Annotated in this window: 20 protein-coding genes; 12 read left to right on the top strand and 8 right to left on the bottom strand. The window is 65.8% G+C overall.

All coding sequences use genetic code 11. The features are described 5' to 3' along the window. Together MTR65_RS02170 and virB11 are read left to right on the top strand one after the other, a co-directional pair. The coding region (locus MTR65_RS02170) for a TrbI/VirB10 family protein (RefSeq protein ID WP_243796694.1) at positions 1-794 on the top strand (794 nt) is incomplete at its 5' end. Positions 795-827: 33 nt separating this feature from the next. After that, positions 828-1,892: a P-type DNA transfer ATPase VirB11 gene (gene virB11, locus MTR65_RS02165; RefSeq protein ID WP_243796691.1), complete on the top strand. Its 1,065-nt coding sequence runs from the start codon at positions 828-830 to the stop codon at positions 1,890-1,892. Positions 1,893-1,953: 61 nt separating this feature from the next. On the opposite strand, the gene MTR65_RS02160 is transcribed toward virB11, so the two are convergent. The 3 genes from MTR65_RS02160 to MTR65_RS02150 all read right to left on the bottom strand — a co-directional run bounded on the left by MTR65_RS02160 (position 1,954) and on the right by MTR65_RS02150 (position 7,577). Continuing rightward, the gene (locus MTR65_RS02160) at positions 1,954-3,561 is read right to left on the bottom strand and encodes an arylsulfatase (RefSeq protein ID WP_243796688.1); all 1,608 of its coding nucleotides are present in this window, start codon (positions 3,559-3,561) and stop codon (positions 1,954-1,956) included. Between the two features lie 177 nt (positions 3,562-3,738). Further along, positions 3,739-5,256: a Ppx/GppA family phosphatase gene (locus MTR65_RS02155; RefSeq protein WP_243796687.1), complete on the bottom strand. Its 1,518-nt coding sequence runs from the start codon at positions 5,254-5,256 to the stop codon at positions 3,739-3,741. A gap of 65 nt (positions 5,257-5,321) precedes the next feature. After that, positions 5,322-7,577 (bottom strand): RNA degradosome polyphosphate kinase, encoded by a 2,256-nt coding sequence (locus MTR65_RS02150; protein WP_226633211.1) that lies wholly within the window; start codon positions 7,575-7,577, stop codon positions 5,322-5,324. Positions 7,578-7,786: 209 nt separating this feature from the next. Between MTR65_RS02150 and MTR65_RS02145 the strand changes: the two genes are divergently transcribed. The 4 genes from MTR65_RS02145 to MTR65_RS02130 are packed head-to-tail and all read left to right on the top strand — an operon-like array spanning position 7,787 to position 14,827. Beyond that, a complete protein-coding gene (locus MTR65_RS02145; protein WP_243796686.1) occupies positions 7,787-11,158 on the top strand; it encodes a transglutaminase family protein in 3,372 nt (1,123 codons plus the stop codon). Beyond that, a complete protein-coding gene (locus MTR65_RS02140) occupies positions 11,148-13,643 on the top strand; it encodes a circularly permuted type 2 ATP-grasp protein (protein WP_243796685.1) in 2,496 nt (831 codons plus the stop codon). The genes MTR65_RS02145 and MTR65_RS02140 overlap by 11 nt, the downstream gene beginning before the upstream one ends. Next, positions 13,643-14,524, top strand: coding sequence for a transglutaminase family protein (locus MTR65_RS02135; protein ID WP_243796684.1), 882 nt, complete (start codon positions 13,643-13,645; stop codon positions 14,522-14,524). The genes MTR65_RS02140 and MTR65_RS02135 overlap by 1 nt, the downstream gene beginning before the upstream one ends. A 12-nt stretch (positions 14,525-14,536) precedes the next feature. Continuing rightward, entirely contained in the window at positions 14,537-14,827 is a 291-nt protein-coding gene (locus tag MTR65_RS02130; RefSeq protein ID WP_243796683.1) for a DUF1294 domain-containing protein, read from the top strand. A 126-nt stretch (positions 14,828-14,953) separates the two neighbouring features. On the opposite strand, the gene MTR65_RS02125 is transcribed toward MTR65_RS02130, so the two are convergent. From MTR65_RS02125 to ccmA, 3 genes are all read right to left on the bottom strand, one after another. Continuing rightward, positions 14,954-15,400 carry a hypothetical protein gene (locus MTR65_RS02125; RefSeq protein ID WP_243796680.1) on the bottom strand — a complete coding sequence of 149 codons (447 nt, stop codon included), beginning with the start codon at positions 15,398-15,400 and terminating at the stop codon, positions 14,954-14,956. Positions 15,401-15,980: 580 nt separating this feature from the next. Next, on the bottom strand, positions 15,981-16,640 hold the full coding sequence (locus MTR65_RS02120) for a heme exporter protein CcmB (protein ID WP_039388154.1): 660 nt from the start codon (positions 16,638-16,640) through the stop codon (positions 15,981-15,983). Then, positions 16,637-17,227 (bottom strand): heme ABC exporter ATP-binding protein CcmA, encoded by a 591-nt coding sequence (gene ccmA, locus MTR65_RS02115; protein WP_243796679.1) that lies wholly within the window; start codon positions 17,225-17,227, stop codon positions 16,637-16,639. Before ccmA ends, MTR65_RS02120 begins: the two co-directional genes overlap by 4 nt. Before the next feature lie 78 nt (positions 17,228-17,305). On the opposite strand from ccmA, the gene MTR65_RS02110 reads away from it, so the two are divergent. The 3 genes from MTR65_RS02110 to MTR65_RS02100 are packed head-to-tail and all read left to right on the top strand — an operon-like array spanning position 17,306 to position 19,174. Next, positions 17,306-17,614, top strand: coding sequence for a 4a-hydroxytetrahydrobiopterin dehydratase (locus MTR65_RS02110; protein WP_243796678.1), 309 nt, complete (start codon positions 17,306-17,308; stop codon positions 17,612-17,614). Between the two features lie 41 nt (positions 17,615-17,655). Beyond that, a complete protein-coding gene (locus MTR65_RS02105) occupies positions 17,656-18,765 on the top strand; it encodes an acyltransferase family protein (protein ID WP_243796677.1) in 1,110 nt (369 codons plus the stop codon). 49 nt (positions 18,766-18,814) lie between these two features. Then, positions 18,815-19,174, top strand: coding sequence for a YigZ family protein (locus tag MTR65_RS02100; RefSeq protein WP_243796676.1), 360 nt, complete (start codon positions 18,815-18,817; stop codon positions 19,172-19,174). 6 nt (positions 19,175-19,180) lie between these two features. Here MTR65_RS02100 and MTR65_RS02095 read toward each other — a convergent pair whose 3' ends face one another. Both MTR65_RS02095 and MTR65_RS02090 read right to left on the bottom strand, forming a co-directional pair. After that, entirely contained in the window at positions 19,181-19,423 is a 243-nt protein-coding gene (locus tag MTR65_RS02095; protein ID WP_243796673.1) for a hypothetical protein, read from the bottom strand. A gap of 256 nt (positions 19,424-19,679) precedes the next feature. Then, the gene (locus tag MTR65_RS02090; RefSeq protein ID WP_243796670.1) at positions 19,680-20,297 is read right to left on the bottom strand and encodes a DNA-3-methyladenine glycosylase family protein; all 618 of its coding nucleotides are present in this window, start codon (positions 20,295-20,297) and stop codon (positions 19,680-19,682) included. Positions 20,298-20,448: 151 nt separating this feature from the next. Here MTR65_RS02090 and MTR65_RS02085 point away from each other — a divergent pair, with 151 nt between their 5' ends. The 3 genes from MTR65_RS02085 (at position 20,449) to MTR65_RS02075 (ending at position 22,388) form a co-directional block, all read left to right on the top strand. Continuing rightward, the gene (locus MTR65_RS02085) at positions 20,449-20,766 is read left to right on the top strand and encodes a 2Fe-2S iron-sulfur cluster-binding protein (RefSeq protein WP_148628208.1); all 318 of its coding nucleotides are present in this window, start codon (positions 20,449-20,451) and stop codon (positions 20,764-20,766) included. 201 nt (positions 20,767-20,967) lie between these two features. Beyond that, complete coding sequence (locus MTR65_RS02080) at positions 20,968-21,978, top strand: cysteine synthase A (RefSeq protein WP_243796668.1); 1,011 nt, start codon at positions 20,968-20,970, stop codon at positions 21,976-21,978. Between the two features lie 17 nt (positions 21,979-21,995). Next, complete coding sequence (locus MTR65_RS02075) at positions 21,996-22,388, top strand: hypothetical protein (RefSeq protein WP_243796666.1); 393 nt, start codon at positions 21,996-21,998, stop codon at positions 22,386-22,388. The last annotated feature ends 831 nt before the right edge of the window (positions 22,389-23,219 follow it).

The raw sequence follows: 23,219 nt of genomic DNA, 5'->3' as shown, positions 1-23,219 counted from the left end.
CCGCTCCGGCGCCTCTGCCGCGTCCGGCCGCGCCGCTGGCCGCACCTGCGCCAGCGCCCGTTCTTGCCAACGATCCCAACGCCCAGGCTGGGCCTCAGGGCAACCCTTACGCCAACCCCACGGTCGTCTATGACGCCAGCGCAGGCGCGGTCGGCGCGCCGGGCCCGGCTGGAGGAGATGGGAAGGCGGGCGGCGCCCCGAACGATGACTTTGCCTCGCGTCTTGCTGGCACGAACTCGACCGCAGCGGCTGCACGCACCTTCAATCCGGCGACGACGGTGACGCAGGGCACGCTGATCCCGGCGGTCCTTGAAACCGCGATCGACACCGAAGTGCCCGGCTACGTGCGCGCCATCGTTTCGACCGACGTGCGCAGCTTCGATGGCAAGAAGGTGCTGATCCCGCGCTCCTCGCGCCTCATCGGTCAGTACAAGAGCGGACTTACTGCCGGACAGAAGCGTGCCTACGTGATCTGGACCCGCGTGATCCGTCCCGACGGCGTGTCGGTGGACATCGGTTCGCCCGCAATTGCCTTTGGCGGCGAGACGGGCCTTCCGGGCAAGGTCAACACCCACTTCTTCGAGCGCTTCGGTTCGGCCATGCTGCTTTCGGTCGTCGATGGCCTGACGACGCTGGCAACCGGCGGCGCGTCGGTGGTCGTGGCGGGTGGTTCTTCGGCGGCCGCGCAGGCCGTCCAGGGCAGCTCGAACATCGGTCCCACGATCCGCGTGCGCCAGGGTGAGCCGATCCGCGTCTTCACCGCCAAGGATCTCGATTTCGGTCCGGTGCAGTGATCGTCCACGCAATTACCAAGGCAGGATTTCGCCATGGCCGACGTTCTTTCGCTGGTGCCTGCGGCTGCGGGAGCGCCGATGTCTGAGAACATGCCCGAGGTGCAGGTGGAGGCGCCCGTTCCGCGCAGTGTCTATCTCGACGCTTACCTCGCGCCCTTGCGTCCCTGGCTCGACCGCGAGACGGTGACCGAGATCCTGGTCAACCGTCCGGGCGAGATCTGGGTGGAGGATGCCGCGCACGCCGATGGCAGCGCGGGGATGAAGTGCATCGCGCTTCCCGAGATGGACAACCGCCTGCTCCAGCGCCTCGCCGAGCAGGTTGCGCGGATCAGCCATCAGGGCATCAACCGCGAGCATCCGCTGCTCTCGGCAACACTTCCCGCCTATGCCGGGCAGTCCGGTGCGCGCATCCAGCTGGTCGGGCCGCCAGCCACGCGCAGCAACTGGGCGATGGCGATCCGCCGGCACCGTCTGTTGAACCTGCCGCTCGACGCCTATGACCGCGGTCCCATCACCCCGCCGCAAGAGGCGCCGACGCCCGATCCGATGGCGCAGCCCATCGCCTTCCTCAAGGACGCGATCCAGCGCCGCCGCACGATCCTGATTTCGGGCGGCACTTCGACGGGCAAGACAACGTTCCTCAACGCCATGCTGGCCGAGATCCCGCAGGACGAGCGCGTCGTGCTGGTGGAGGACACCGCCGAACTCAAGCTGCCGGGCGCCAATGGTGTCGGCCTTATCGCGGTCAAGGGTGAGCTGGGCGAGGCCAAGGTCTCGGCCAACGACCTGCTTCAGGCGGCGCTGCGCCTGCGCCCTGACCGCATCGTGCTGGGCGAATTGCGCGGGACCGAGACGGTCTCGTTCCTGCGCGCCATCAACACCGGGCACCCCGGCTCGTTCTCGACCGTCCACGCCAACACGCCGCGCGGCGCGCTGGAGCAGATCGCGCTCATGGCGATGCAGTCGAACATCGGCCTCACCCGTGCCGAGACGTTGGAGTACGCCGCCAGCGTGATCGACATCGTCGTCCAGCTGGATCGTCAGGGCGGCAAGCGCGGGATCGGCCAGATCGCCGAGAGCCGCACACTGGTCGCGTGATGCAAAGAGAGGGCGCACCGGGCGCCCTCTCGTCTCTCGATATTGCCGAAGTGGTGCGCCATCAGTTGGTCTGGGCGCTGTAGGCCGAGCTCATCATCTCATCGACGTCGAGGTCGAAGCTCTTTTGGCGCGGCGGATATTCCTGCAAGGTTGCCATGAACTTGGCGACTTGCTGCCCGGCCGCACCCAGCGTCCAGGAATGGTTTTCCTGCCATTCGTCATATCCGCGCGCGTCAAGGAAGCGCTCGAAGGGATCGAGCTTGAGGTTGATGATGTAGGGGGTGACGAGCTGCTCCTGCACGCCGTTGAACCACTTGTCCTGGCTCTTGAACAGGAACTTCCAGTCGCCGTAGCGCAGCCCGTGCAGGGTGGTTTCGGTGAAGTAGTAGAACTCCTTGCGCTTCGTGGGGCCACGCCCGGAGACCAGGTCGGTCTGGTCGACGCCATCGAGATGGACCTTGTAGGTCATGTTGCCGATGCGCTTGCCGGTCTTGAGTTCGGCGACCAGATTGGGCTGCCCGAGGTGGGACATGATCGTGGGAACCCAGTCCTCCATGGTCATGAATTCACCGGTCGTGGTGCCCGCCGGAATGTGCCCGGGCCAGGACACTATCATGGGGACGCGAAAGCCGCCTTCCCAGCCGCCCACGCCCTTCTCGCCATGGAACGGGGTGTTGCCGCCATCGGGCCAGGAATTGCAGGCCGGGCCGTTGTCGGTCGAGAACATGACCATGGTGTTGTCGGCCACGCCCAGTTCTTCGAGGTGGTCGAGCAACTGGCCGACCTGGTCGTCAAGCTGTTCCATGCCATCGGCGTAGAGACCATAGCCCGTGACGCCGTCGTACTCGGGCGGCAGGTTGGTGCGGTAGTGCATGCGCGTGGTGTTGTGCCACACGAAGAAGGGCGTGCCAGCGCGGGCCGCATCGCTTATGAAGCGCTTGGATTCCTTGAGGAACTCATCGTCGAGATGGCGCTGGCGCTCCTGTCCGAAGGGCCCCAGATCCTCGATCTTCTGGCCGCCGTTGCCATCGGCCCAGGTATGGACGACACCGCGTTGCTGGAAGGCGGGGCTGTCCTTGGGGTAGTCGTACTGCTCGGGATATTCGCCCGCGTTCAGGTGGTAGAGAATGCCCATGAACTCGTCGAAGCCGTGCGCGGTGGGCAGGTGTTCATCGCGGTCGCCGAGGTGGTTCTTGCCGAACTGGCCGGTCGCATAGCCCAGCGGCTTGAGCATCTCGGCGAGCGTCGGGTCTTCCTTCTGGAGGCCGAGCTCGGAGCCGGGCAGGCCGACCGTGCTCATGCCGGTGCGGATCGGGTACTGGCCGGTGATGAAGGCGGCCCGGCCCGCGGTGCACGAGGCCTGCGCGTAGTGGTCCATGAACAGCATGCCCTTCTGGGCGATGCGGTCGATGTTGGGCGTCTTGTGGCCCATCATTCCGCGGTGGTAGGCGCTGAGGTTCCACATGCCCACGTCATCGGCCCAGATGATAAGGATGTTGGGGCGGCTGGCGCTACCCGACTGGGCGAGCGCCCGGCGCGGGGAGGCGAGCTTGCCGATCACGGGCAGCGCGGCCAGCAGGCTGGAGCCCTGGAGCAGCTTGCGCCGTGAGACGTCGGACGGCGCGCGCTTTTCGGTAAGTGTGAGGGGAGGGCGGTTCTCTGTGTCCATGAGCCGGTTTCCAGTCCTTGCAATGGGCGTGCCGTCGATGCCGACGACCGACAGCAAGGCTGGCGCAGGGCTGGAGCGCGCCCCATCGGGATAAACCCTGATGCGTCCGGGGGATGTACTGGAGATACCGAAAGTAAACGATTTGCGTGTGTGGAGTGGGCGAAGCCGAAGGCGGGGTCAGCCTTCGGCGATCACCTCGTCGTCCGGGCCCAGCACGCGCCAGGAGCGGCCCAGCCACTCGCCCAGCGCCTTGATGTCCTTGGCGGCGGCCGGGTTGAACAGCGGCAGGCCCCGCTCGCGTAGAGAGAGCGTGATGTGCTCGGGCGTAGAGGAGAGCTGGCTGAGATCGAGCGCGGTGTGACACCCGCCGTGGAGGCGGCGGCACAGGCGGATGGCAAGGCCCCAGCCGATCGCGCGGTCGAGATCGGCGCGCGTTGCCAGCCGGTCGAAGGGATCGGGAATGCCCGAGAGACCCGCGTTGGCAAAGACCGTCATGGCCATCATCCCGCGCCCGCGCATGTCGAGCCCGATCCAGCGCTTGCGCAGCGCCCAGGTCGTGGCTTCCTCGGTGCGCAGGTTGGGCTCGGTGCGCATGGCAGCAAGGGCCAGAAGCGTGGAGGCCTGGCGCAGGATGCGGTCGTTCTCGCTTCCCGGACCGTGCCCGTTGCTATCCTCGCCATCGTCGCAGACGGGGGCGGTCCACTTGGCCACCGCGACCGCTTCCTCGGCCGAGACCCGCACGCCAAGCGCAAAACCGGCGACGCTGGCGAGCATCGGCGGTTCGGCCTGCACTTCGGGTTCGAGCTGGGCGTAGAGCAGGCCTTCGCGAAGCCCCCAGGAGGAGAACACGATTTCGCTGGGCTGGAGGGCGATCACAAGTTCGGCGAGCAGCGCGGCTGCGTCGGGCAGGCTGGCGAGGCGCGAGGAGGAAATGCGCGGGTCCGGGTTCTCGATCCGGCCCTTGGCGAACTGGCGCGCGATGCGCAGCACATCGTCGGCGGGAAGCGCGAAGCCATGCGGATCATCGACCGGCCACTTCAACTCGCGCATGGCCTGCTGGGCGAGTGCGCGCCAGGAGCCGCCCACGATGTAGAGCGGCTCGTCCTTGCCGCCGTTCCAGCCGTTGGCCTTGAGCCGTTCGTGGACCACGGTGGAGAAGGCCATGGCGTCATTGCTGCGCAGGCCCGGCAGGCGCAGGGTGCCGAACGGCATGGTAATGCCGCGCGGGCTGATCGTGCCGTTCTCCACGCCGATCAGTTCCAGGCTGCCGCCGCCAAGGTCGGCCACGGTGCCATGCGCGCCGGGAAAGGCGGCGATGACCGCATGGGCGCTGGCGCGGGCTTCCTCGTTGCCCGAAAGCAGGCGGGGCGAGAGGCCAAAGCCGCGCACGGCCTCCAGAAACTGGGGGCCATTGCTGGCATCGCGCGCGGCGGCCGTCGCCACGCAATCGACATCGCGCACCCGGTGCAGCGCCAGCAGGCGCGAAAAGCGTTCCAGCGCGCCCAGCGCGGTCTTCAAGGCTTTTCCCGAAAGCGTGCCGTCACGGTCGAGGTCACGGCCAAGGCGCGCGTTGACCTTCTCGTTCAGCATCACGACCGGCGCGCGCAGCGGCCCGTTGTAGATGACGAGGCGCACGGTGTTCGAACCGATGTCGATAATCGCGCGCTTTTCGCTCGAGTGGCTGATGCCGATCATGCTTTCCAGACGAATCCGAGAGGGACCTTGTTCCGACACTCTTGTGTCAGAACTTGGGCCCTATGTCAGATATTCCCCCGTCGAAGCGAGAGCTTGGGCACTTTTCGTCCACTGGCAAGCGAAGCGCCGCGCCCCGAAAGCGAGGGGTTGGTCATGAAATAACGGTGCAGGTTGAAGGGCTCCTCGACTTCGCCCACGCGCTCCGAGGTGCCGTCGGGGTGGAGCAGCCAGGACTGCTCGGTGTCGATGAAGTTGGCCAGCATGACCTGGTCGAGCACCTGATCGTGGACGGTCTTGTTGCGCATCGGGATCATGATCTCGACGCGCCGGTCGAGGTTGCGGCTCATCCCGTCGGCCGAGGTGATGAGCACTTCGGCCTGGCGGCTGGGCAGGTCCGCGCCGTTGGCGAAGGCCCAGATGCGGCTGTGTTCGAGGAAGCGGCCGATCACCGACTTGACCGAGATGTTCTCCGAGAAGCCCTCGATGCCGGGCCTGAGGCAACAGATGCCGCGGATCACGAGGTCGACATCCACGCCCGCCTGGCTGGCGGTGTAGAGGTGGTCGATCAGCTCGGGATCGGTGAGCGAGTTCATCTTGGCCCAGATCGCGGCGGGCTTGCCGGCTTTCGCGTTGGCGGTTTCGGTCGCAATCAACTCGTAGAGGCGCGAGCGCAGCGTCATGGGCGAGATGGAGAGCAGCTCGGTCTCGTCCGGCTCGACGTAGCCGGTGACGAAGTTGAACAGCTTGCCCGCATCGCGCCCTGCCGCCGGATCGGCGGTGAAATAGGACAGGTCGGTGTAGATACGCGCGGTGATCGGGTGGTAATTGCCCGTGCCGAAGTGGCAGTAGGTGCGATAGCCGCCCCGGCCATTGCCGAGATCGCTTTCGCGGCGCACCACCATCGAGACCTTGCCGTGGGTCTTCCAGTCGATGAAGCCGTAGATCACCTGGACGCCCGCGCGTTCGAGCTGGCCGGCCCACAGGAGGTTCTGCTCCTCGTCGAAGCGGGCCTTGATCTCCACCACGGCGGTCACCGACTTGCCCTGTTCGGCCGCCGCGATGAGCGCGGAGATGATCGCGGACTGCTTGCCGGCGCGGTAGAGCGTCTGCTTGATCGCGATCACGTCCGGATCGCGCGCGGCCTGGCGCAGGAAGTCGATCACCACCTCGAAGCTTTCGTAAGGGTGGTGGATGATGATGTCCTTCTCGCGGATCGCGGCGAAGATGTCGCCGTCATGCTCCAGGACGCGTTCGGGATAGCGGGGTGAATAGGGTTCGAACTTGAGCTCCGGGCGGTCCTCGTCGCAGATTGCCGAGACGCCCGAGAAGCCGATCAGCCCCTCGGTCTTCATGATCAGCGCCTGGTCGAGGCCGAGCTGGCCGCGCAGCATTTCCTCGGCGGCCGGATCGAACTTGCCCTGAAGCTGGAGCACGATGACAAGCCCGCGGCGGCGGCGCTGGATCGCCGAGCGGAAGTAGCGCACGAGGTCTTCGGCGTCTTCCTCGATTTCAAGGTCGGAGTCGCGCAGGATGCGGAACACGCCGTGCCCGCCCACCTTGAAACCGGGAAAGAGGGTGCCTGCGTTGCGGCAGATGAGGTCCTCGATGGAGATCCACGCCGCCTCCTCGCCCGGAATGCGCACGAAGCGCGGCAGCGGCGCGGGGATCAGCACCATCTCCATCACCGGCGCGTTGTCGGCGATGCGGTTCAGTGAGAAGAGCACGCCGATGCCCTGGTTGGCGACGAAGGGGAAGGGGTGCGCCGGGTCGATGGCCTGGGGCGTGATGACCGGCATGATGTCGGTCGCGAAATAGTCCTTGAGCCACTGCTCGCGCTCAGGGTCGAGCGTCTCATCGCCAATGACCGCGATGCCCGCCTCGGCCATTTCGGCCTTGAGCCCGGCCCAGGTCTTCTGCTGGATCGTTTCCAGCTCGAGCACCTTCTCGTGCGTGGCGGCAAGCGCCTGCCCGGGGGTGAGCCCGTCGATCGAGGCTTCCTCGATCTGGCGGCGCACTTGCCCGGCAAGGCCCGCCACGCGCACCATCAGGAATTCGTCGATGTTGCTGCCCGAGATCGAGAGGAAGCGCAGGCGCTCGAGCAGGGGGTAGTTCATGTTCGAGGCTTCAGCGAGCACGCGCTCGTTGAAGGCCAGCCAGCTCAGCTCGCGGTTGAAGAAGCGCGAGGGGCAGGAGGCGAGCGCTGCAGGATCGAACGGGGCAGGCGCATCGGTTTGCGCAGGTGTTGGCACCTGCGCACGGGCGGGCGACGTCGTATCCGTATCTCCGGTCGGCTGCATAACGGTACCTGTCGTCTCGTCCATGTGACCCTCTTCTGGTGGTCTTGCGGTGCGGCCAGGGACGCGGATTTCGGCCCGTGGCACGTACGTGTCTTTAAAAACGCGGCCCTTGCCAGTTCTCGATGACGCTTTTGCGGCAAATGGTACACGTAAAGGGCACTGTAACGAAAACTCTTTCTAGGCCAAGTGAACAGCGTTGCAGTGCAGCAGCGTTTCGCGCAAAGTCACCCGTGATGATAAAAGCGGCACTGCACCACCTCACTCGCTACCGCTACTCCAAGCGGATCAAGCTCGGCCCACAGGTGATCCGGCTTCGTCCGGCGCCGCATTCGCGCACGCAGGTGCCGAACTATTCGCTCAAGATCTCTCCACCTGAGCATTTCATCAACTGGCAGCAGGACCCGCACGGCAACTGGCTGGCGCGGATCGTCTTCCCCGATCCGGTCGACCATTTCCAGATCGAGGTCGATCTCCTTGCCGAACTGGCGGTCATCAACCCCTTCGATTTCTTCGTTGAGCCTGACGCTGAGGAATACCCGTTCCAGTACACCGACGCGATGAAGGCGGACCTTGCCGCCTATTTCGACGTGGAAGAGCAGGGCCCGCTCTTTGAGGAACTGGTCAAGCAGTACGAAGGCCATGAGGGCCGCACGGTCGACTTCCTGGTCGAGATTAACCGCCAGCTCGAACAGCGCATCGATTACGTAATCCGCATGGAGCCGGGCGTGATGACGCCCGAGGAAACGCTGGAGGCGGGGCGGGGCTCGTGCCGCGACTCGGCCTGGCTGCTCGTCCACCTGCTGCGCCGCCTGGGCTTTGCCGCGCGCTTTGTCTCGGGTTATTCGATCCAGCTGGTCGCCGACGTGATCCCCAAGGAAGGCCCGCAGGGCGTGCTTCAGGACGTGACCGACCTGCACGCCTGGGCCGAGGCCTTCGTGCCGGGGGCGGGATGGATCGCGCTCGATGCGACTTCGGGCATGTTTGCAGGCGAGGGGCATATCCCCCTGTGCGCCACTCCCCACTACCGTTCGGCCACGCCCATTGAGGGGCTGGCCGAGCCCGCCGAAGTCGATTTCGATTTCAAGATGGATGTCAGCCGCATTGCTGAGGCGGTGCGCATTACCAAGCCTTTCACGCCCGAGCGTTGGGAGAACATGCTGGCGCTGGGCGACAAGGTCGATGCCGATCTGGTTGCGAACGGCGTCAACCTCACCATGGGGGGCGAGCCGACCTTCATCGCCGACGGCGATTTCGAGGCGGGCGAGTGGAACGGCGAGGCGGTCGGCCCGACCAAGGCGGCCTACGCCGACCAGTTGATCCGCCTCCTGCGCCACAAGTTCGCGCCCGGCTCGCTCCTCCATCACGGGCAGGGCAAGTGGTATCCGGGCGAGACGCTGCCGCGCTGGGGCTACTCGATCTACTGGCGCAAGGACGGTGAGCCGATCTGGCGCGACGATGCGCTTCTGGCAGGGGAAAGGCCGCTGGAGAAGGGCGGCGATCCCGATCCGGTGCCTACCATCGACGTACAGCAGGCTGCGAAGGTCCTGAAGCAGGCCGCCGCGAACCTTGGGGTCGAGCCCGAGTTCGTCCAGCCGGTCTACGAGGATTCGGGCGTATGGATGCTGCGCGAGGACGAGCTTCCGGTGAACACCTCGCCGATGGACCCGGCCATCGAGGACGAGGAACTGGCGCGCCGTTTCAAGCGCACCTACCGCCGGGGCCTCGAAAAGCCGGTCGGCTTCGTGCTCCCGATCCAGCGCTGGCAGACCAAGGTCGCCCCGATCCAGCGCCATTGGCAGAGCGAGCTGTGGCGCGTGCGCAAGGGCGTGTTGACCGCCGTGCCGGGTGATGGCTCGCTGGGCTATCGTCTGCCGCTCGGCTCGCTGCCGCACGTGCCACCTGGCGAGTATCCCTACATCCATCCGCGCGATACCGCCGAGCCGCGTGAACCTCTGGCCGATATCCGCACGCAGGTGACCCAGCGCGGCCGCCAGATGCGCGAGGAACTGGCCAGCCAGCGCTTCGAGACCGTCCCCGAACCCGCCCAGTTCGGCCCGCAGGTGGTCGAACAGGACATCATCGAGGGTGCGGTGCGCACCGCGCTGACGGTGGAGCCGCGCGGGGATTACCTCGCCGTCTTCATTCCGCCGACCGAGTGGCTGGAGGACTACCTCGAACTCGTCGCCGCGATCGAGCAGGTGGCTGAAGAGATGGGGCTTCCCGTCCGCATCGAAGGCTATCCCCCACCGCCCGATCCGCGCCTCACCGTTCTCAAGGTTACCCCTGATCCGGGCGTGATCGAGGTCAACATCCACCCCAGCGCCTCCTGGCGCGAGACGGTCGACATCACTGAGACGCTATATGACTGCGCGCGGGAGATTGGCCTCACCGCCGACAAGTTCATGGTCGATGGGCGCTCGATCGGCACAGGCGGTGGCAACCACATCGTCTTGGGCGGGCCGAGCCTGCTCGACAGCCCCTTCATCCGCCGCCCGGACCTGCTCAAGAGCTTCGTGCTCTACTGGCAGCGCCACCCCTCGCTGTCCTACCTCTTCTCCGGGCTGTTCATCGGCCCGACGAGCCAGGCGCCGCGCATCGACGAGGCGCGTCATGATGCGCTGTACGAACTGGAAATTGCGCTGGCGCAGGTGCCCGGACCCGACGCGCCGCAGCCTGCGCCCTGGATGGTCGACCGCCTGTTCCGCAATCTCCTGGTCGATGTCACGGGCAACACCCACCGCACCGAGATCTGCATCGACAAGATGTTCTCGCCCGATGGCCCCACGGGGCGCCTCGGCCTGGTCGAATTCCGCGGCTTCGAGATGCCGCCAGACGGCAAGATGAGCCTGGCCCAGCAATTGCTCCTGCGCGCACTCACCGCCTGGTTCTGGAAGGAGCCGCAGCAGGGTGACCTCGTGCGCTGGGGCACGCAGCTCCACGACAAGTTCATGCTCGGCCACTTCGTCTGGGACGATTTCCTCGACGTCCTGGCCGACCTTGGCCGCGCGGGCTACCATTTCGACCCGGCCTGGTTCGAGGCGCAGCGCATGTTCCGCTTCCCCGTCCACGGCGAAGTCGAGGGGGGTGGCGTGAGCCTGGAAATCAGCCACGCGCTCGAACCCTGGAACGTGTTGGGCGAGACCGGCGCGATTGGGGGGACCGTGCGCTATGTCGACAGTTCGACCGAGCGTTTGCAGGTCAAGGCCACGGGGCTCGTCAAGGGACGCCACGTCATCACCTGCAACGGGCGCCGCGTGCCCATGACGATGACCGGGCCCGAGGAAGGCGTGGGCGGCGTGCGCTACAAGGCGTGGTGGCCGGCCGAGTGTCTGCATCCGCTGCTGGAGCCGCACACCCCGCTCACCTTCGACATCTTCGACACCTGGAATGGACGTTCGCTGGGTGGCTGTGTCTACGAGGTCGCCCATCCGGGCGGGCGCAATTATGATACGGTGCCCGTCAACGGCTACGAGGCCGAGGCGCGGCGCAAGGCGCGCTTCACACCGCACGGCCATTCGCCGGGACCCATGGCGCCGCCGCCCGAGGAACTGCCGGGCGAGTTTCCCCATGCCCTCGATCTGAGACGTCCGCCGCGTGTCCACTAGCCCCTCGTCCCGGCGGCCGGTACGCTCGCGGGGATGGCTCGATCGCTATTCCGCAGGGCCCGAGGGCGGCGATCTCTACACCGACGCACCCAGCTGGGTGGGCGAGCGCTGGCGCGTGGTCGCCGCCGAACTCGCCCGGCTGGGTGAGAATGACGCCGCTGCATTGCAGGAAGCGACCAGTCGCAACGCCGCCGACCTGGGTTTGACCTTTCGCGTCACCGGCGATGAAGAAGAACGCGCCTGGCCGGTCAATGCCATGCCGCTTGTCATTGGCGCGGACGAATGGGCCAAGCTCGAACGTGGCCTGGTCCAGCGCGCCGACATGCTGGAGAAGCTGGCCGCCGACATCTACGGCGAGCAGAAGCTGGTGAAGGGCGGGCACCTGCCCGCAGCCGTCATCGCCGGAAATCCCTTCTTCGTACGCCGCATGATCGGCCATCCCCCGGCCTGCGGGCGCTTCCTGCAGGTCTATTCGGCCGAGCTGGCGCGCGGACCGCGCGGGCAATGGCGGATCCTCCAGGACCGGGTGCGGCTGGCCAGCGGCATTGGCTACACACTGGAGAACCGCCTGGCCCTCTCGCGCACGACGGGCGATCTGCTTGCGGCAAGCCATGTGCGTCGTACCGCCGGCTTCTTTGGCGCGATGCGCGAGGGTATGGCTGCGGCCTGCGGCCGCGAGCGGCCGCGTGTCGCGCTGCTGACCCCGGGCCGCTTCAACCAGACTTACGCCGAACAGGCGCACCTTGCCCGCTATCTCGGTTTGCCTCTGGTCGAGGGACGCGACCTCTCCGTCCTCGACAACCGCCTCTACGTCGGCACTATCGCGGGACCCAAGCGGGTCGATGGCATCTGGCGCTGGATCAACACCGATCTGCTCGATCCGCTGGCCTTCGATGCGCGCTCGCAGATTGGCGTTGCCAACCTGTTCGAAGCCTGGACCTCGGGCGGGGTGGGCATGGCGAATGCGCCGGGCAGCGAGGTCCTGGAATCGGCAGCCCTTGCCGCTTTCATGCCGCGGCTGTGCCGCCTCCTGATGGACGAGGAACCGCTTCTCCCCAGTATCGCGACCTGGTGGTGCGGGCAGGCCAGCGAGGGGGCCACGGTGGCTCGCCGTTTCGACGATCTGGCACTGCTTCCCGCCTTCGGCCAGCCGGTCGAAGGGCTGGCGGGGCGCGATCCGGTGGCCGGGGCCTCGCTCACGCCGGAAGAGCGTGCGCTCTTCGCCGAGGCCCTGCGCCGCCGTCCCATGGACTATTGCGGGCAGGAGATCGTCCAGCTCTCCACCGCGCCTGCGATCATCGACGGCGAAATCGTGCCGCGCCCCTTTACGCTGCGAGCCTTCGTCGCGCGCCGTGCCGATGGCGGCTGGACGGTCATGCCCGGCGGGTTCGCGCGCCTGTCCTCCAGCCGCGACTTGCCGACCACGATGATGGGCGCGGGCGATCTCTCCGCCGATGTCTGGGTGGTCGACGAAAAGGCGGCGGAACAGCACCAGCGCACCACGCTCCAGGGCTCGCCGCCGATCTCGCGCGGGGGCGGTATTCTCGCCAGCCAGGCGGCGGACAACCTCTACTGGTTCGGGCGCTACAACCAGCGTGCCGAACTGGTGCTGCGTGTTGTCCGCTCGCTGCTGGGCAATTCGATGGAAGGGGAAAGCGGGCCAACCGGGGGCGGTGCGGTCGCGGCAAGCCTTGTCGGTCTGCTCGAATACTGGGGCGCGGCCGATGCAGGTTCGGTTGGCAAGAAGCTGGAAGATGTCTGCGCGCAGGCCTTGCTTTCGTCCAACCTGCCGGGCTCGGTGGCGACGCTCCTGAAACGCCGCATGGACGTGGGCATGAGCCTGCGCGAGCGTTTTGCGCGCGATTTCTGGCGCATCGTCAGCCGTCCGATGCCACCTGTCACCGTCTCGCGTCCGCAGGCCATGCTGGAAAGCGCGCGCTGGCTGGGCGAGCATTTCAGTGCGCTCTCGGGCCTTGTCGCCGAGAACATGGTGCGCTCCTCGGCCTGGCGTTTTCTCAAGATCGGCGAGCGGATCGAGCGCGCGCAGGCCATCTGCCGCATGACGCACGATCTTTCCGCCTTCACGGGTGAAAGCGAGGACGTGGCAAGCGGCGTCCTCCTTGACCTGTGCGACAGCCAGATCGTCTATCGTACCCGTTACCTCACCGCACCGATGCCCGATCCGGTGCGTGATCTGGTGCTGCTCGATCCTGACAACCCTCGTGCCCTGGCCTTCCAGATTGCCGATATCGCCACGCACCTCCAGGCGTTGCCGAGTGTGCGGGACGACAACGTGCCCGAAGCTCCCTTGCGTTCGGCCCGGGCGTTGCAGGGCGAGCTTCAGGCCGCGCTGGTCGAGGACATGACCCGTGCGCGCTTGCGCACGCTTGAGGGGCGCCTGTTCGCGCTTTCCGATGCGATTTCGCAGCGCTATTTTCTCCAGTTCGACCGCGAAGGCGCCGAACGCCGTACGAGACTTCTGTGATGCGCTACGCCGTCAGCCACAAGACCACGCTGTCCTACGCAGCGCCTGTGCGCCTCGCCCAGTTCAACGTGCGCCTGCGCCCTGCGTCCTGGCCCGGGCAGAGCGTTTCCGACTATTCTCTCAGCGTGGATCCCCGTCCTGCCGCGATCTCCGAAGGGGAGGGCAGTTACCACGTCAACGAAGCGCGCTTCGGGCTTCAGGAGCCGATTGATCGCCTGGTCATCGAGAGCCGCTTCCAGGTCGAGCGGGAGGATGCCCCCTTTTTCTTCGCCGAGGCCAAGGGGCCCGCGCTTGTCGAACTGCGCGAAAAGGCCATGTCGCTACCCGACCTTTCCGCGCTGGGGCCTGCCTCTTACAGCTTTGCCTCGCCCATTGCGGTGCCCGAGCACGAGATCGCCGTCTGGGCGGGCGAACACCTCGTCGAGGGGATGCCGGTCATGGATGCGGGACGCACGCTGATGGAGGCGATCCATACTGAATTCAGCTTTGATTCGCGGGCAACGGCCACCGACACGCCACCGATCGAGGCCTTCCGCAATCGCCATGGCGTGTGCCAGGATTTTACCCATGTCATGATCATCGCGGCGCGCGCACGCGGTATCCCGGCGGCCTACGTCAGCGGCTACCTGCGCACGATCCCGCCTGCGGGCAAGGCGCGATTGGTCGGGGCGGATGCCATGCACGCCTGGGTCAACCTGTGGTGCGGGGAGGAACTGGGCTGGGTGGGCTTCGATCCGACCAACAACAAGCTGGCCGATGCCGACCATATCTTCATCGGCATGGGGCGCGACTATTCCGATGTCGCTCCGCTCGATGGGACGTTTCGGGGAAGCTCGGAGCAGACGATGCACTTTGCCGTCGACGTCGCGCCGCTGGACTGAGCGGCACGCATCATGCCTTTCCCTGTCGAGCCGGCCTTTCTGGTCGGCGCCCTTGCGGCGATCAACACGCTGACGTTCCTGCTGTTCGGTTGGGACAAGCGCCAGGCCCGGCGCGGAGGGCGGCGCGTGCCTGAGGCCCGCCTGCTGCTCCTCGCCGCTCTTGGTGGCACGCCCGGCGCCTACGCCGCGCGCCGCCATTTCCGACACAAGACCCGCAAGCAACCGTTCGTGGGCCAATTGCATGGGCTAGCTGGGTTGCAGGTCGTGGCGATTGTGGCGCTGATCGGTTGGGGCGCAGGCTAGCGCGCCTTCGTCTCGCAGAACGGCCCCCACCGCCTTCGGCCAAGCTGACGTGCGCAAGGTGCGCCCGACAGTTCGGGGAGCCCGAGGGCGATGGCCCTCGGATCACTTGGTCTCCCTCCTCAAGGTTCAATCGCGCGAACCGCGCACAGGTGCGACCTCACTGGGAAAGATCCCTGCGATGGCCATGGCCGCCCCGATGCGGGTGAGGGTGTCGAGCAGGTCGCCCACTGCGTCTTCGGCGACGACGAGTTCGAGCGTCTGGCGTGTCTCGCTGGCTCCACGTTCACGCAGGGAAGTGACCAGTTCGAGCAGGATTGCCTCGTGTTCGGAGACGTGGTTGCAGCCCACCGGGCAGAACTGGAGCGTGTCGAGTGCCTCGCGGTTGAGGATCACCATGAGGCGGTGGAAGGGCTGAAGCGCCCCGATCAGGCGCCAGCGGGCGAAGGCGGGCGCGAGCATCTGCGCGGGGCAGTTGCGCTTGGAAATCGCGGTGACCCAACCGCGCATGGAAGCGACGAGAAAGCGGCAGCCTTCATCGAGCGTGCTGAGCGGGCGGTCGACATACTTGTACATGCGAGTCTCTCCATCGGGGCTCTGGCCGCGTGTGCGGGCTGCGGTTCAAAACGACAATTTCTCAGCGACTTGGCTAAATTTCGCGAGGATGTGAAATTAGGGGTTGTAGCTGAGAATGATTATCATTAGCTATTGATACGCGGCTTGATGCATCCGTCAAGCCCCCGGGAAACGAAGTCAGAGCCGTCCGGCTCGCGTCATGGGGCTTCGATTTTCCCATCCTGTGTCCTTGGCCGGGGCGGCTCCTTGCCTTGCCCGCCCCGGCCATTTTTTCGACAAGGACTGCAGGTAAGTGGGGCACAGCTTATCCCGCCTGTATCCCCATGCGTTCCATGGTCTATCCACAGGTATGCGCACATTGTGTGCTCGTCCGAAGATATCTGCAGCTTGCACACAGACTATGCGCACTACCCGAACAGCTTATGCACAGCTTTATGCTCAGGCTGAGGGGCGAAGGAGGACATACTTGCAAAGGCCCATGGTCCCTCGGCGACCTTATCTCTCAGGGGCAAGGCCGCGTTCGCACGGTAGGTCAGGCAGTTCGGGGAACCGGGGCGCGCTAGCCCTTGGATCGAATCGCTTAGCCGCGTGCGGCGCGCACCGCGGCGCCGCCGGCAAACGGGGCGATAGCCAGCAGGACAAGGCTGGCCGCTGCAGTCAGGGCAAGACCGCTTTCCCCGCCGATCGCAAGGCTTCCAGCGCCGAAGATCAGGATGGGGACAGCCATCGGAATAACGAGAAGACCGGCAAGGGCGGTGCCGCCGCGCAGGCCTGCGGTCAGGGCGGCCACGGTCACGCCGAGCGCGGCGAGACCCGGGGTGCCGGCGAGCAGCCCCAGTTCGACGATGCCGAGCGTCCCGGCCTCAAGCCCGAGCAGGGCTGCGGCTGGCAGGGTGGCCAGCATGAGCGGGGGGCCGAAGCTCAACCAGTGGGCGAGCACGCGCACCGCGATCACCAGTTCCTCGGAAATTCCGCGCAAGGCCCACTGGTCGAACTGGCCCTGTTCGATGTCGGGCTCCACCAACCGGTCGAGCGGCAGGATCGCGGCGAGAAGCGCGGCCACCCAGATCACGCCGCCACCGGTGCGGGCCAGGAGCGGCGCGTCGGGGCCGACCGCGAAGGGATAGAGCATCGCGACCGAGAGAAAGAACAGCACCGGCATCAGCGCGCCGCCACCGCGCCCACCTAGCAGCAGGCGCGCAAGGTCGCGTTTCAGGAGGGCGAAGACCCGGCCGGTCACGCGGCGTAGTCCGCCAGGGCAAGGCGCTGGAGCCCCTCGACCCGAAAGGGCTGGTGCGAGGCGACAAGAGCAATGCCCCCGCCCGCACAATGCTCGGCAACGATCGCTTCGGTCAGTTCGACCGCGTGGACATCGAGGCCGTTGAGTGGTTCGTCCAGAAGCCAGAGCGGGGCCTCCTGGCCGATCAGGCGGGCCAGCGCGGCGCGCTTCTTCTGGCCGGTCGACAAGTAGCGCACGGGAACGTCGAGAAGGTCGGCGAGGCCGAGCCGGTCGCGGGCCGCCTGTGCTGCATTCTCCGAAGTGCCATCGATCCGCGCCCAGAAGGCTAGCGCGTCGCCGAGCGCGTGCGAGGTGTCGAGCGCGGGACGTTCGTCGACCAGGCCGATGGCGCCTTCGCGCTCCACCGTGCCGGCAAAGGCCGGGGCGAGCCCGGCAACGATGCGCAGCAGGCTCGACTTGCCGATTCCGTTGCCGCCCGCAACCTGCAGCGCCTCGCCTGCGTTGAGGGCAAGCGACAGGCCGCGAAAAAGCACCCTGTCGCCGCGGCGGCAGGCAAGGTCACGGATCGCGATCTTGGCGTCTTGCATGACGCCGTGCCCTAGTGGAAAGGCCCTGATCTGCCAAGCGTCCTGACGCGGCAGGCGATTCGAGGAAAGGTATCGCGCATGTCTGTCACCCCGCTCTCCGACACCGAATTGAAAACGCTGCTGGAAACGTACAGCACCTGGACCTTGCGCGGCGATGGCAAGGCGATCGAACGCACGCTGAAATTCGCCGATTTCAACGCTGCCTTCGGCTTCATGACCCGGGTCGCGCTGCACGCGGACAAGGCCGATCACCACCCTGAGTGGTCGAATGTCTACAACACCGTGGAGATCGCGCTGACGACGCACGATTGTGGCGGCCTGTCGGACCGCGACGCCGACATGGCAAAGTTCATCGACGCTGCGGCGAAGGCGGCCGGGGCCGCCTGAGCGCACGCGCCGCGACCGCCGCAAGCCCGCTCCTCCGCCCCATGGACAGCCCCTTCCTGACCCGGCCCCTGTCGGTCGTGCTGGATTTTGCACGTTTTCTGGCCGCGTTCCTGGTGGTGGTGGGGCACAGCGTGCAGCTTCATCTCTACACCGGGCCTTATCCGTTCTCGGGGCGGCTCCAGCACTACTGCGTGATCGTCTTCTTTGTATTGTCCGGTCTTGTCATCGCCACCTCGGTGACGACACGTCCCTCCAGCCTTGGTCGCTACACCATCGCGCGCGTCAGTCGTATCCTGCCGGTCGCGGTGCCCGCGCTGCTGTTCGCGGCGCTTTCGGCCTACCTTCTGGCCGGGGGCGCGCATGTGCGTATCGACAACAGTCCGGATGATCCGCTGCTCTTTGCCGAACGCATCCTGCCGCCGCTGGTGTTTCTGAGTGCCTGGCCGGGAATGCCTGCGCCGGTGTGGAACCCGCCGTACTGGTCGCTGTGCTACGAGGTCTGGTACTACGCGATCTTCGCGCTGGCTTTCTTCCTGAGGAGCTGGGCGCGGGTCGCGGCGGTTGCACTGGCGTGCCTGCTGGCGGGGCCGACCTTGCTCCTGCTTTTCCCGGTCTGGCTGATGGGCGTGGCGCTCACGGCGGCAAAGCCTGCGCAGAGACTGCCGCTGCGCCTGGCACCCGTGGTGCTGGCGGGATGCGGGCTTTGTGCCTGGGGATTGTTCCAGATCGATATGACGCTTCTCAACCCGCTTGCCGCCCGGCTCTGGCCTGAACCGCTGAAGTGGTCCTACTGGGTCCTGTCGGACCTCGTCATGGGCGCGATCATGGCCTTCTGCGTGATTGCGCTGCGCCCGCTCGCGGCGTGGCTCGAGGCTCCGATCCTGCGGCTGCGCGGCACGGCGCATGCGCTCGCGGGCTTTTCCTTCACGCTCTACCTGTTCCATTGGCCGCTGATCCAGCTGCTGCGTTCGCACGGGATCGAGGCGGGGCGCAGTCCGGTGGCCTGGGCGGGGCTGCTGGCGTTGGTGGTCGGGCTTTGCGCGATGCTTTCGCTTGGCACCGAGCGCGTGTCCCCGCGCCTGCGCCGCTGGATGGAGCGCCGTTTCCTGCGTCCGGTGCCTCTGCCACAGATTCGGCCTGCCTCGGTCTGACCCTTGCGCCCTCTTTGCATCGCGAAGGGGCCGGCGCTAAGGCGCGCGCATGCGCACTTTTGACAAGATCATTTCCGACCGAGGCTCGAAATATGCCGTCTCGGGTGCGCCCTGTAGTGACGCAGAGGGCGCGCGCAGGCTCCTTGAGGGGCTGAAAAAGACCAAGAAGTTCGCCAAGGCCACGCACAATTCGTGGGGCCTTCTGGGAGCAGACGGTCCGGTCAAGAACGACGATGGCGAAAGCGGGGCAGGGATGATCATCCTTCAGCAGCTCGAAGCGGCGGGGCTGGAGGGGCATCTGGTCGTGGTGACCCGCTGGTATGGGGGCAAGCACCTTGGCGGCGACCGCTTTCGCCATGTGCGCGATGCGGTCGCCCATTATCTGGACGCGTTGAAAACGGAAGGCTGAGGCGCCTTAGCCCGCGAGCGCGCTTTCTCGCACGGGGACATGCACCAGCGCTGGGATCCGGTCGGATACGGGCGCGCGCACCCGGCGAATGGTGCACAGCCGGGTTTCGTCCAACCACAATTCGGCGTTGCGATCCTGGGCTTCCTTGTGTGCGAAGATCAGGGCTTCGCTCGAATCGGCGGCGGTGAACTCAAGCCGCTGGGCAAGGCCCACTTCGTCCTCGGCGAAGCGCAACTGGTAGACTGGCATCGGGCATCCTCGGGTTTCCACCGTACGCGCCCGGTTTCGGGCCGCGCACTCTCTCTCACTCTGGGCGATGGCATATGGAGCAGGGTCGTTCCTTGACCTTGCGCAATTTGCCATCGCGGCGGGAATGCGAATGGGCGGAAATTGGTTCCCGTCCGAGACGAGGGAGGAGAGGGGCGCGCGACAGGTCGTGGCGGGCCTGCGCCGGACGCGAGAAGGCGCTGTGCTTTCAGCGGCTTGGCGCGTGTCAGTGCACGTGTCAGAGAGCCGCGTTGTTGTAGCAGTGCCAGGTGAAGATCGCCGCGGCGCCTCGGTGCGGTCGCCAATCCTCGGCAAGCTTGCGGGTCTCCTTCTCGCTCGGCCTTTCGGCAAGGCCCAGGATCTTGCCGATGCCGACCTGGACGGCAAGGTCGCCCGCAGGCCAGATGTCGGGGCGTCCTTCGGCGAACAGCAGGTAGATCTCGGCCGACCAGCGCCCGATGCCTTTGATGCGGATCAGCTCGGCAATGGCGGCCTCGTCGTCCTCGGGGAGGTTTGCAAGATCGAGCTCGCCTGCCACCACCAACTCGCACAGTGAGCGTGCATAGCCCTGCTTCTGGCGCGAGAGGCCGCAGCCGCGCAGCGCATCGAATTCGGCCGCGAGGAGGTCTTCGGGCTTCAGTTCGGGGCCCAGCAGCGATTCGAGCCTGGCCCAGACCGAACTTGCCGCCGCGACCGAGACCTGCTGGCCCACGATGGTGCGAAGAAGAGTTGCGTAGCCAGTGGGGCGGGGGCGTGGTTCGGGGTAACCGCAAGCCTCCAGCGCCCGGGCGATACCCGGCTCGATACCGGCCAGGGTATCGAGCCCATACTCAATCTGTTGTGCGCCCAGCGCCATGATGCCTCTCTCTTGTTGAAGTATGAACTTCTGGCGATTTAGTATTAACAATTCGGCTTGCCAAAGCCGTATGGCGCTTCTAGCACCTCCTGTCAGAGGCGTGTAGAAGCGCCGCCGACCAACCCGGTTTACTAAGAGGGGACACAGGACAATGCCGCAGATCACCGTCGTCAATCACGCGGGCGAGGAATCGAGCGTCGAGGCCAGCGAAGGCCGCACGCTCATGGAAACCATCCGCGACAGCGGTTTCGATGAACTCCTGGCGCTGTGCGGCGGCTGCTGCTCGTGCGCGACCTGCCATGTCCACGTCGATCCGGCCTACATGGACAAGCTCCCGGAGATGAGCGAAGACGAGAACGACCTGCTCGACAGCTCGGACCACCGCAACGAGTACTCGCGTCTTTCCTGCCAGATCCCCATCACCGCGGCGCTCGAAGGCTGCAAGGTGACGATCGCTCCCGAGGATTGATCCCAAGGCCTTCGGGCTTGTGAAAAAGGGGCGCAAGGGTCGGTCCCGGGCACTATGTCCGGTCGGCCTTGCGCCCCTTTTTCGGTTCGGAAGGCACATATTCGCGGGGGCAGGCTCTGTGCGTTAACCCTCGGTCCAGCTTTTTACGCCTAAAGCGCAATTCGATTGCGACATGCAGGGACACTTCCTAAGTCAGCGGCCATGACAGCACCAAACGCCACGCCTTCCTCGATCGACCTGATCGGCAATACCCCGCTCGTACTTCTCAAAGGGCCCAGCGCCGCCGCCGGCTGCGAAATCTGGGGCAAGTGCGAATTCGCCAACCCCGGCGCCTCGGTCAAGGACCGCGCGGCGCTCTGGATCGTGCGCGACGCCGAAGCGCGCGGCGAGTTGAAGCCGGGCGGTACGGTGATCGAAGGTACGGCGGGCAATACCGGCATCGGCATCGCGCTGGTCGCCAATGCGCGTGGCTACAAGTCGGTCATCGTCATGCCCGACAACCAGTCCAAGGAAAAGATGGACACGCTGCGCGCGCTCGGCGCCGAACTGGTCCTCGTTCCGCCCACCAAGTTCGCCGACCCCAACCACTTCGTGCACACCTCGCGCCGTCTTGCCGAGGAAACCGAAGGGGCGGTCTGGGCCAACCAGTTCGACAACGTCGCCAACCGCAAGGCCCACATCGAGAGTACGGCGCCCGAAATCTGGGAGCAGCTGGGTGGCCGCATCGACGGCTTCACCTGTGCGGCGGGCACTGGCGGCACGATTGCGGGCACCGGCCTTGGCCTCAAGGCCTTCGACGAGAACATCGTCGTGGCGCTGACCGATCCGTATGGCGCGGCGCTCTACAACTACTACGCCAATGGCGAGCTGAAGGCCGAAGGGTCTTCGGTGGCCGAGGGCATCGGTCAGGGCCGCATCACCGCCAACCTCGAGGGTGCGCCGATCGACACCCAGTTTCGCATGTCGGACGAGGAAGGCCTCGAGTGGGTGCGTCGTCTGCTGGCCGAAGAGGGGCTGTGCCTGGGCCTGTCCTCGGGCATCAATGTGGCCGGCGCGGTGGCGCTTGGCCAGAAGCTCGTCGCCGAAGGCCGCAAGGATGCGCGGGTTGTCACGATCCTGTGCGACACCGGCTTCCGGTACTTGTCCACACTTTACAACCCCGAGTGGCTCGAAACCAAGGGTCTGCCCGTCTTTCCGTGGCTGGTGCGCTGAGGTAACCTTTCGCCGCGATGGCAACCAAGCTCCCCCCCCAGGTCGTCGAACCACTTACCACCCCGCAGCATTTTGCGGAGCCGTCCTCGCGCGAGCTGCGCTCGCAGGCGATGCACCGGTTGCAGGTGGGGCTCTTTGGCCTGTGCGCGATGCTCCTCATCGTCGGGCTGGCCAGCATCATCATGGAACGTGCGCGCCTTGCGGATGAGGAAGACCCCATCCGCGAGGTCGTCGCGGCCGATGCGCCCGAGAAGAAGCCGGCAAGCGATCCGCTCGCCGATATCGGCGTCATGCCCGCGGCCGAACCTTCGCCCAAGGTCAAGGAGGCCGAAGGCACGTCGGCGCGCGATGTGGAAGGGCCGCTCGATCCGCGTGCGGCGCCTTTCGATGGACCGCTGCGCGAAGAATAGACCTCGTTCCAGACTCTGGAGGGGCGTGCATGACCCTTCGTGCTGCGCAGGCATCCTGAGAATCACCTAAAGATATACGTTGGCCTTTCGGTCTGCGTCGGTTCCTTCTCGGGGGCGGGCGTGGATCGGCAGGGCAGGGCGCGGTCGTTCGTCCCGGACTAACCCTCAGGGTGATTGCCCAGGCGTGGGCTGCGTGGGGCTGTGTTCCGGTTCGGGGAGGATTGGGGACAGGCCGGAAATCTACGCAGATGTCCCTGGCTTCCGGTCACCTCATTCGCGCGCAGTATTGCGCATTTGCGGCTTGGTGCGGGTCCTTATGGGGATCTGCGGGGATGGGCCTGGATCGTTTTGGGGAGGGCCGGGGATCGGTTGCCTCCCTATGTGTTCGCTGTGTGGGCGCACCGGTCCTGTTTCCAGAGGCAAAGTACCTGCTGAAGCACGGAAAACCGGGACTTGATGCCATGATCGCACCAATCGGCCTCTGCATTGGGCAAAACGGGGAGATCGCGGGATCGTGCGTTCACGATGGCTGCAATCCGTGTCTTTACGCAGGGTCTTCCGATAGGGATGGGGATGCCCGGGGATGGCGGGAAGTGGCGCTGTCTTCGCACTCGCAAACCTGGTGAAACTACATAAAATTACACAAATTCAATGGTATTATTGGATAACGTGAGCTTAATAATGCCTGTGGAAACTATGTGGGTAAAGTTCCTGGGGTGCGCGATCTCGTGAAAATTCCCGTCATTCCCCAAATTTCCCTTTTATCCCCCAAGGGGGCAAGGTAGAAGGAATCGCAATCGGAATGCCTGAGTCCCGCCGCACCGTGTTCGG

It is taken from the genome of Novosphingobium mangrovi (assembly GCF_022818885.1).
Taxonomy (GTDB): Bacteria; Pseudomonadota; Alphaproteobacteria; order Sphingomonadales; family Sphingomonadaceae; genus Novosphingobium; species Novosphingobium mangrovi.
The sequence above is the reverse complement of the archived record's forward strand: the minus strand, read 5'-3'. Positions and strand labels throughout refer to the sequence as shown.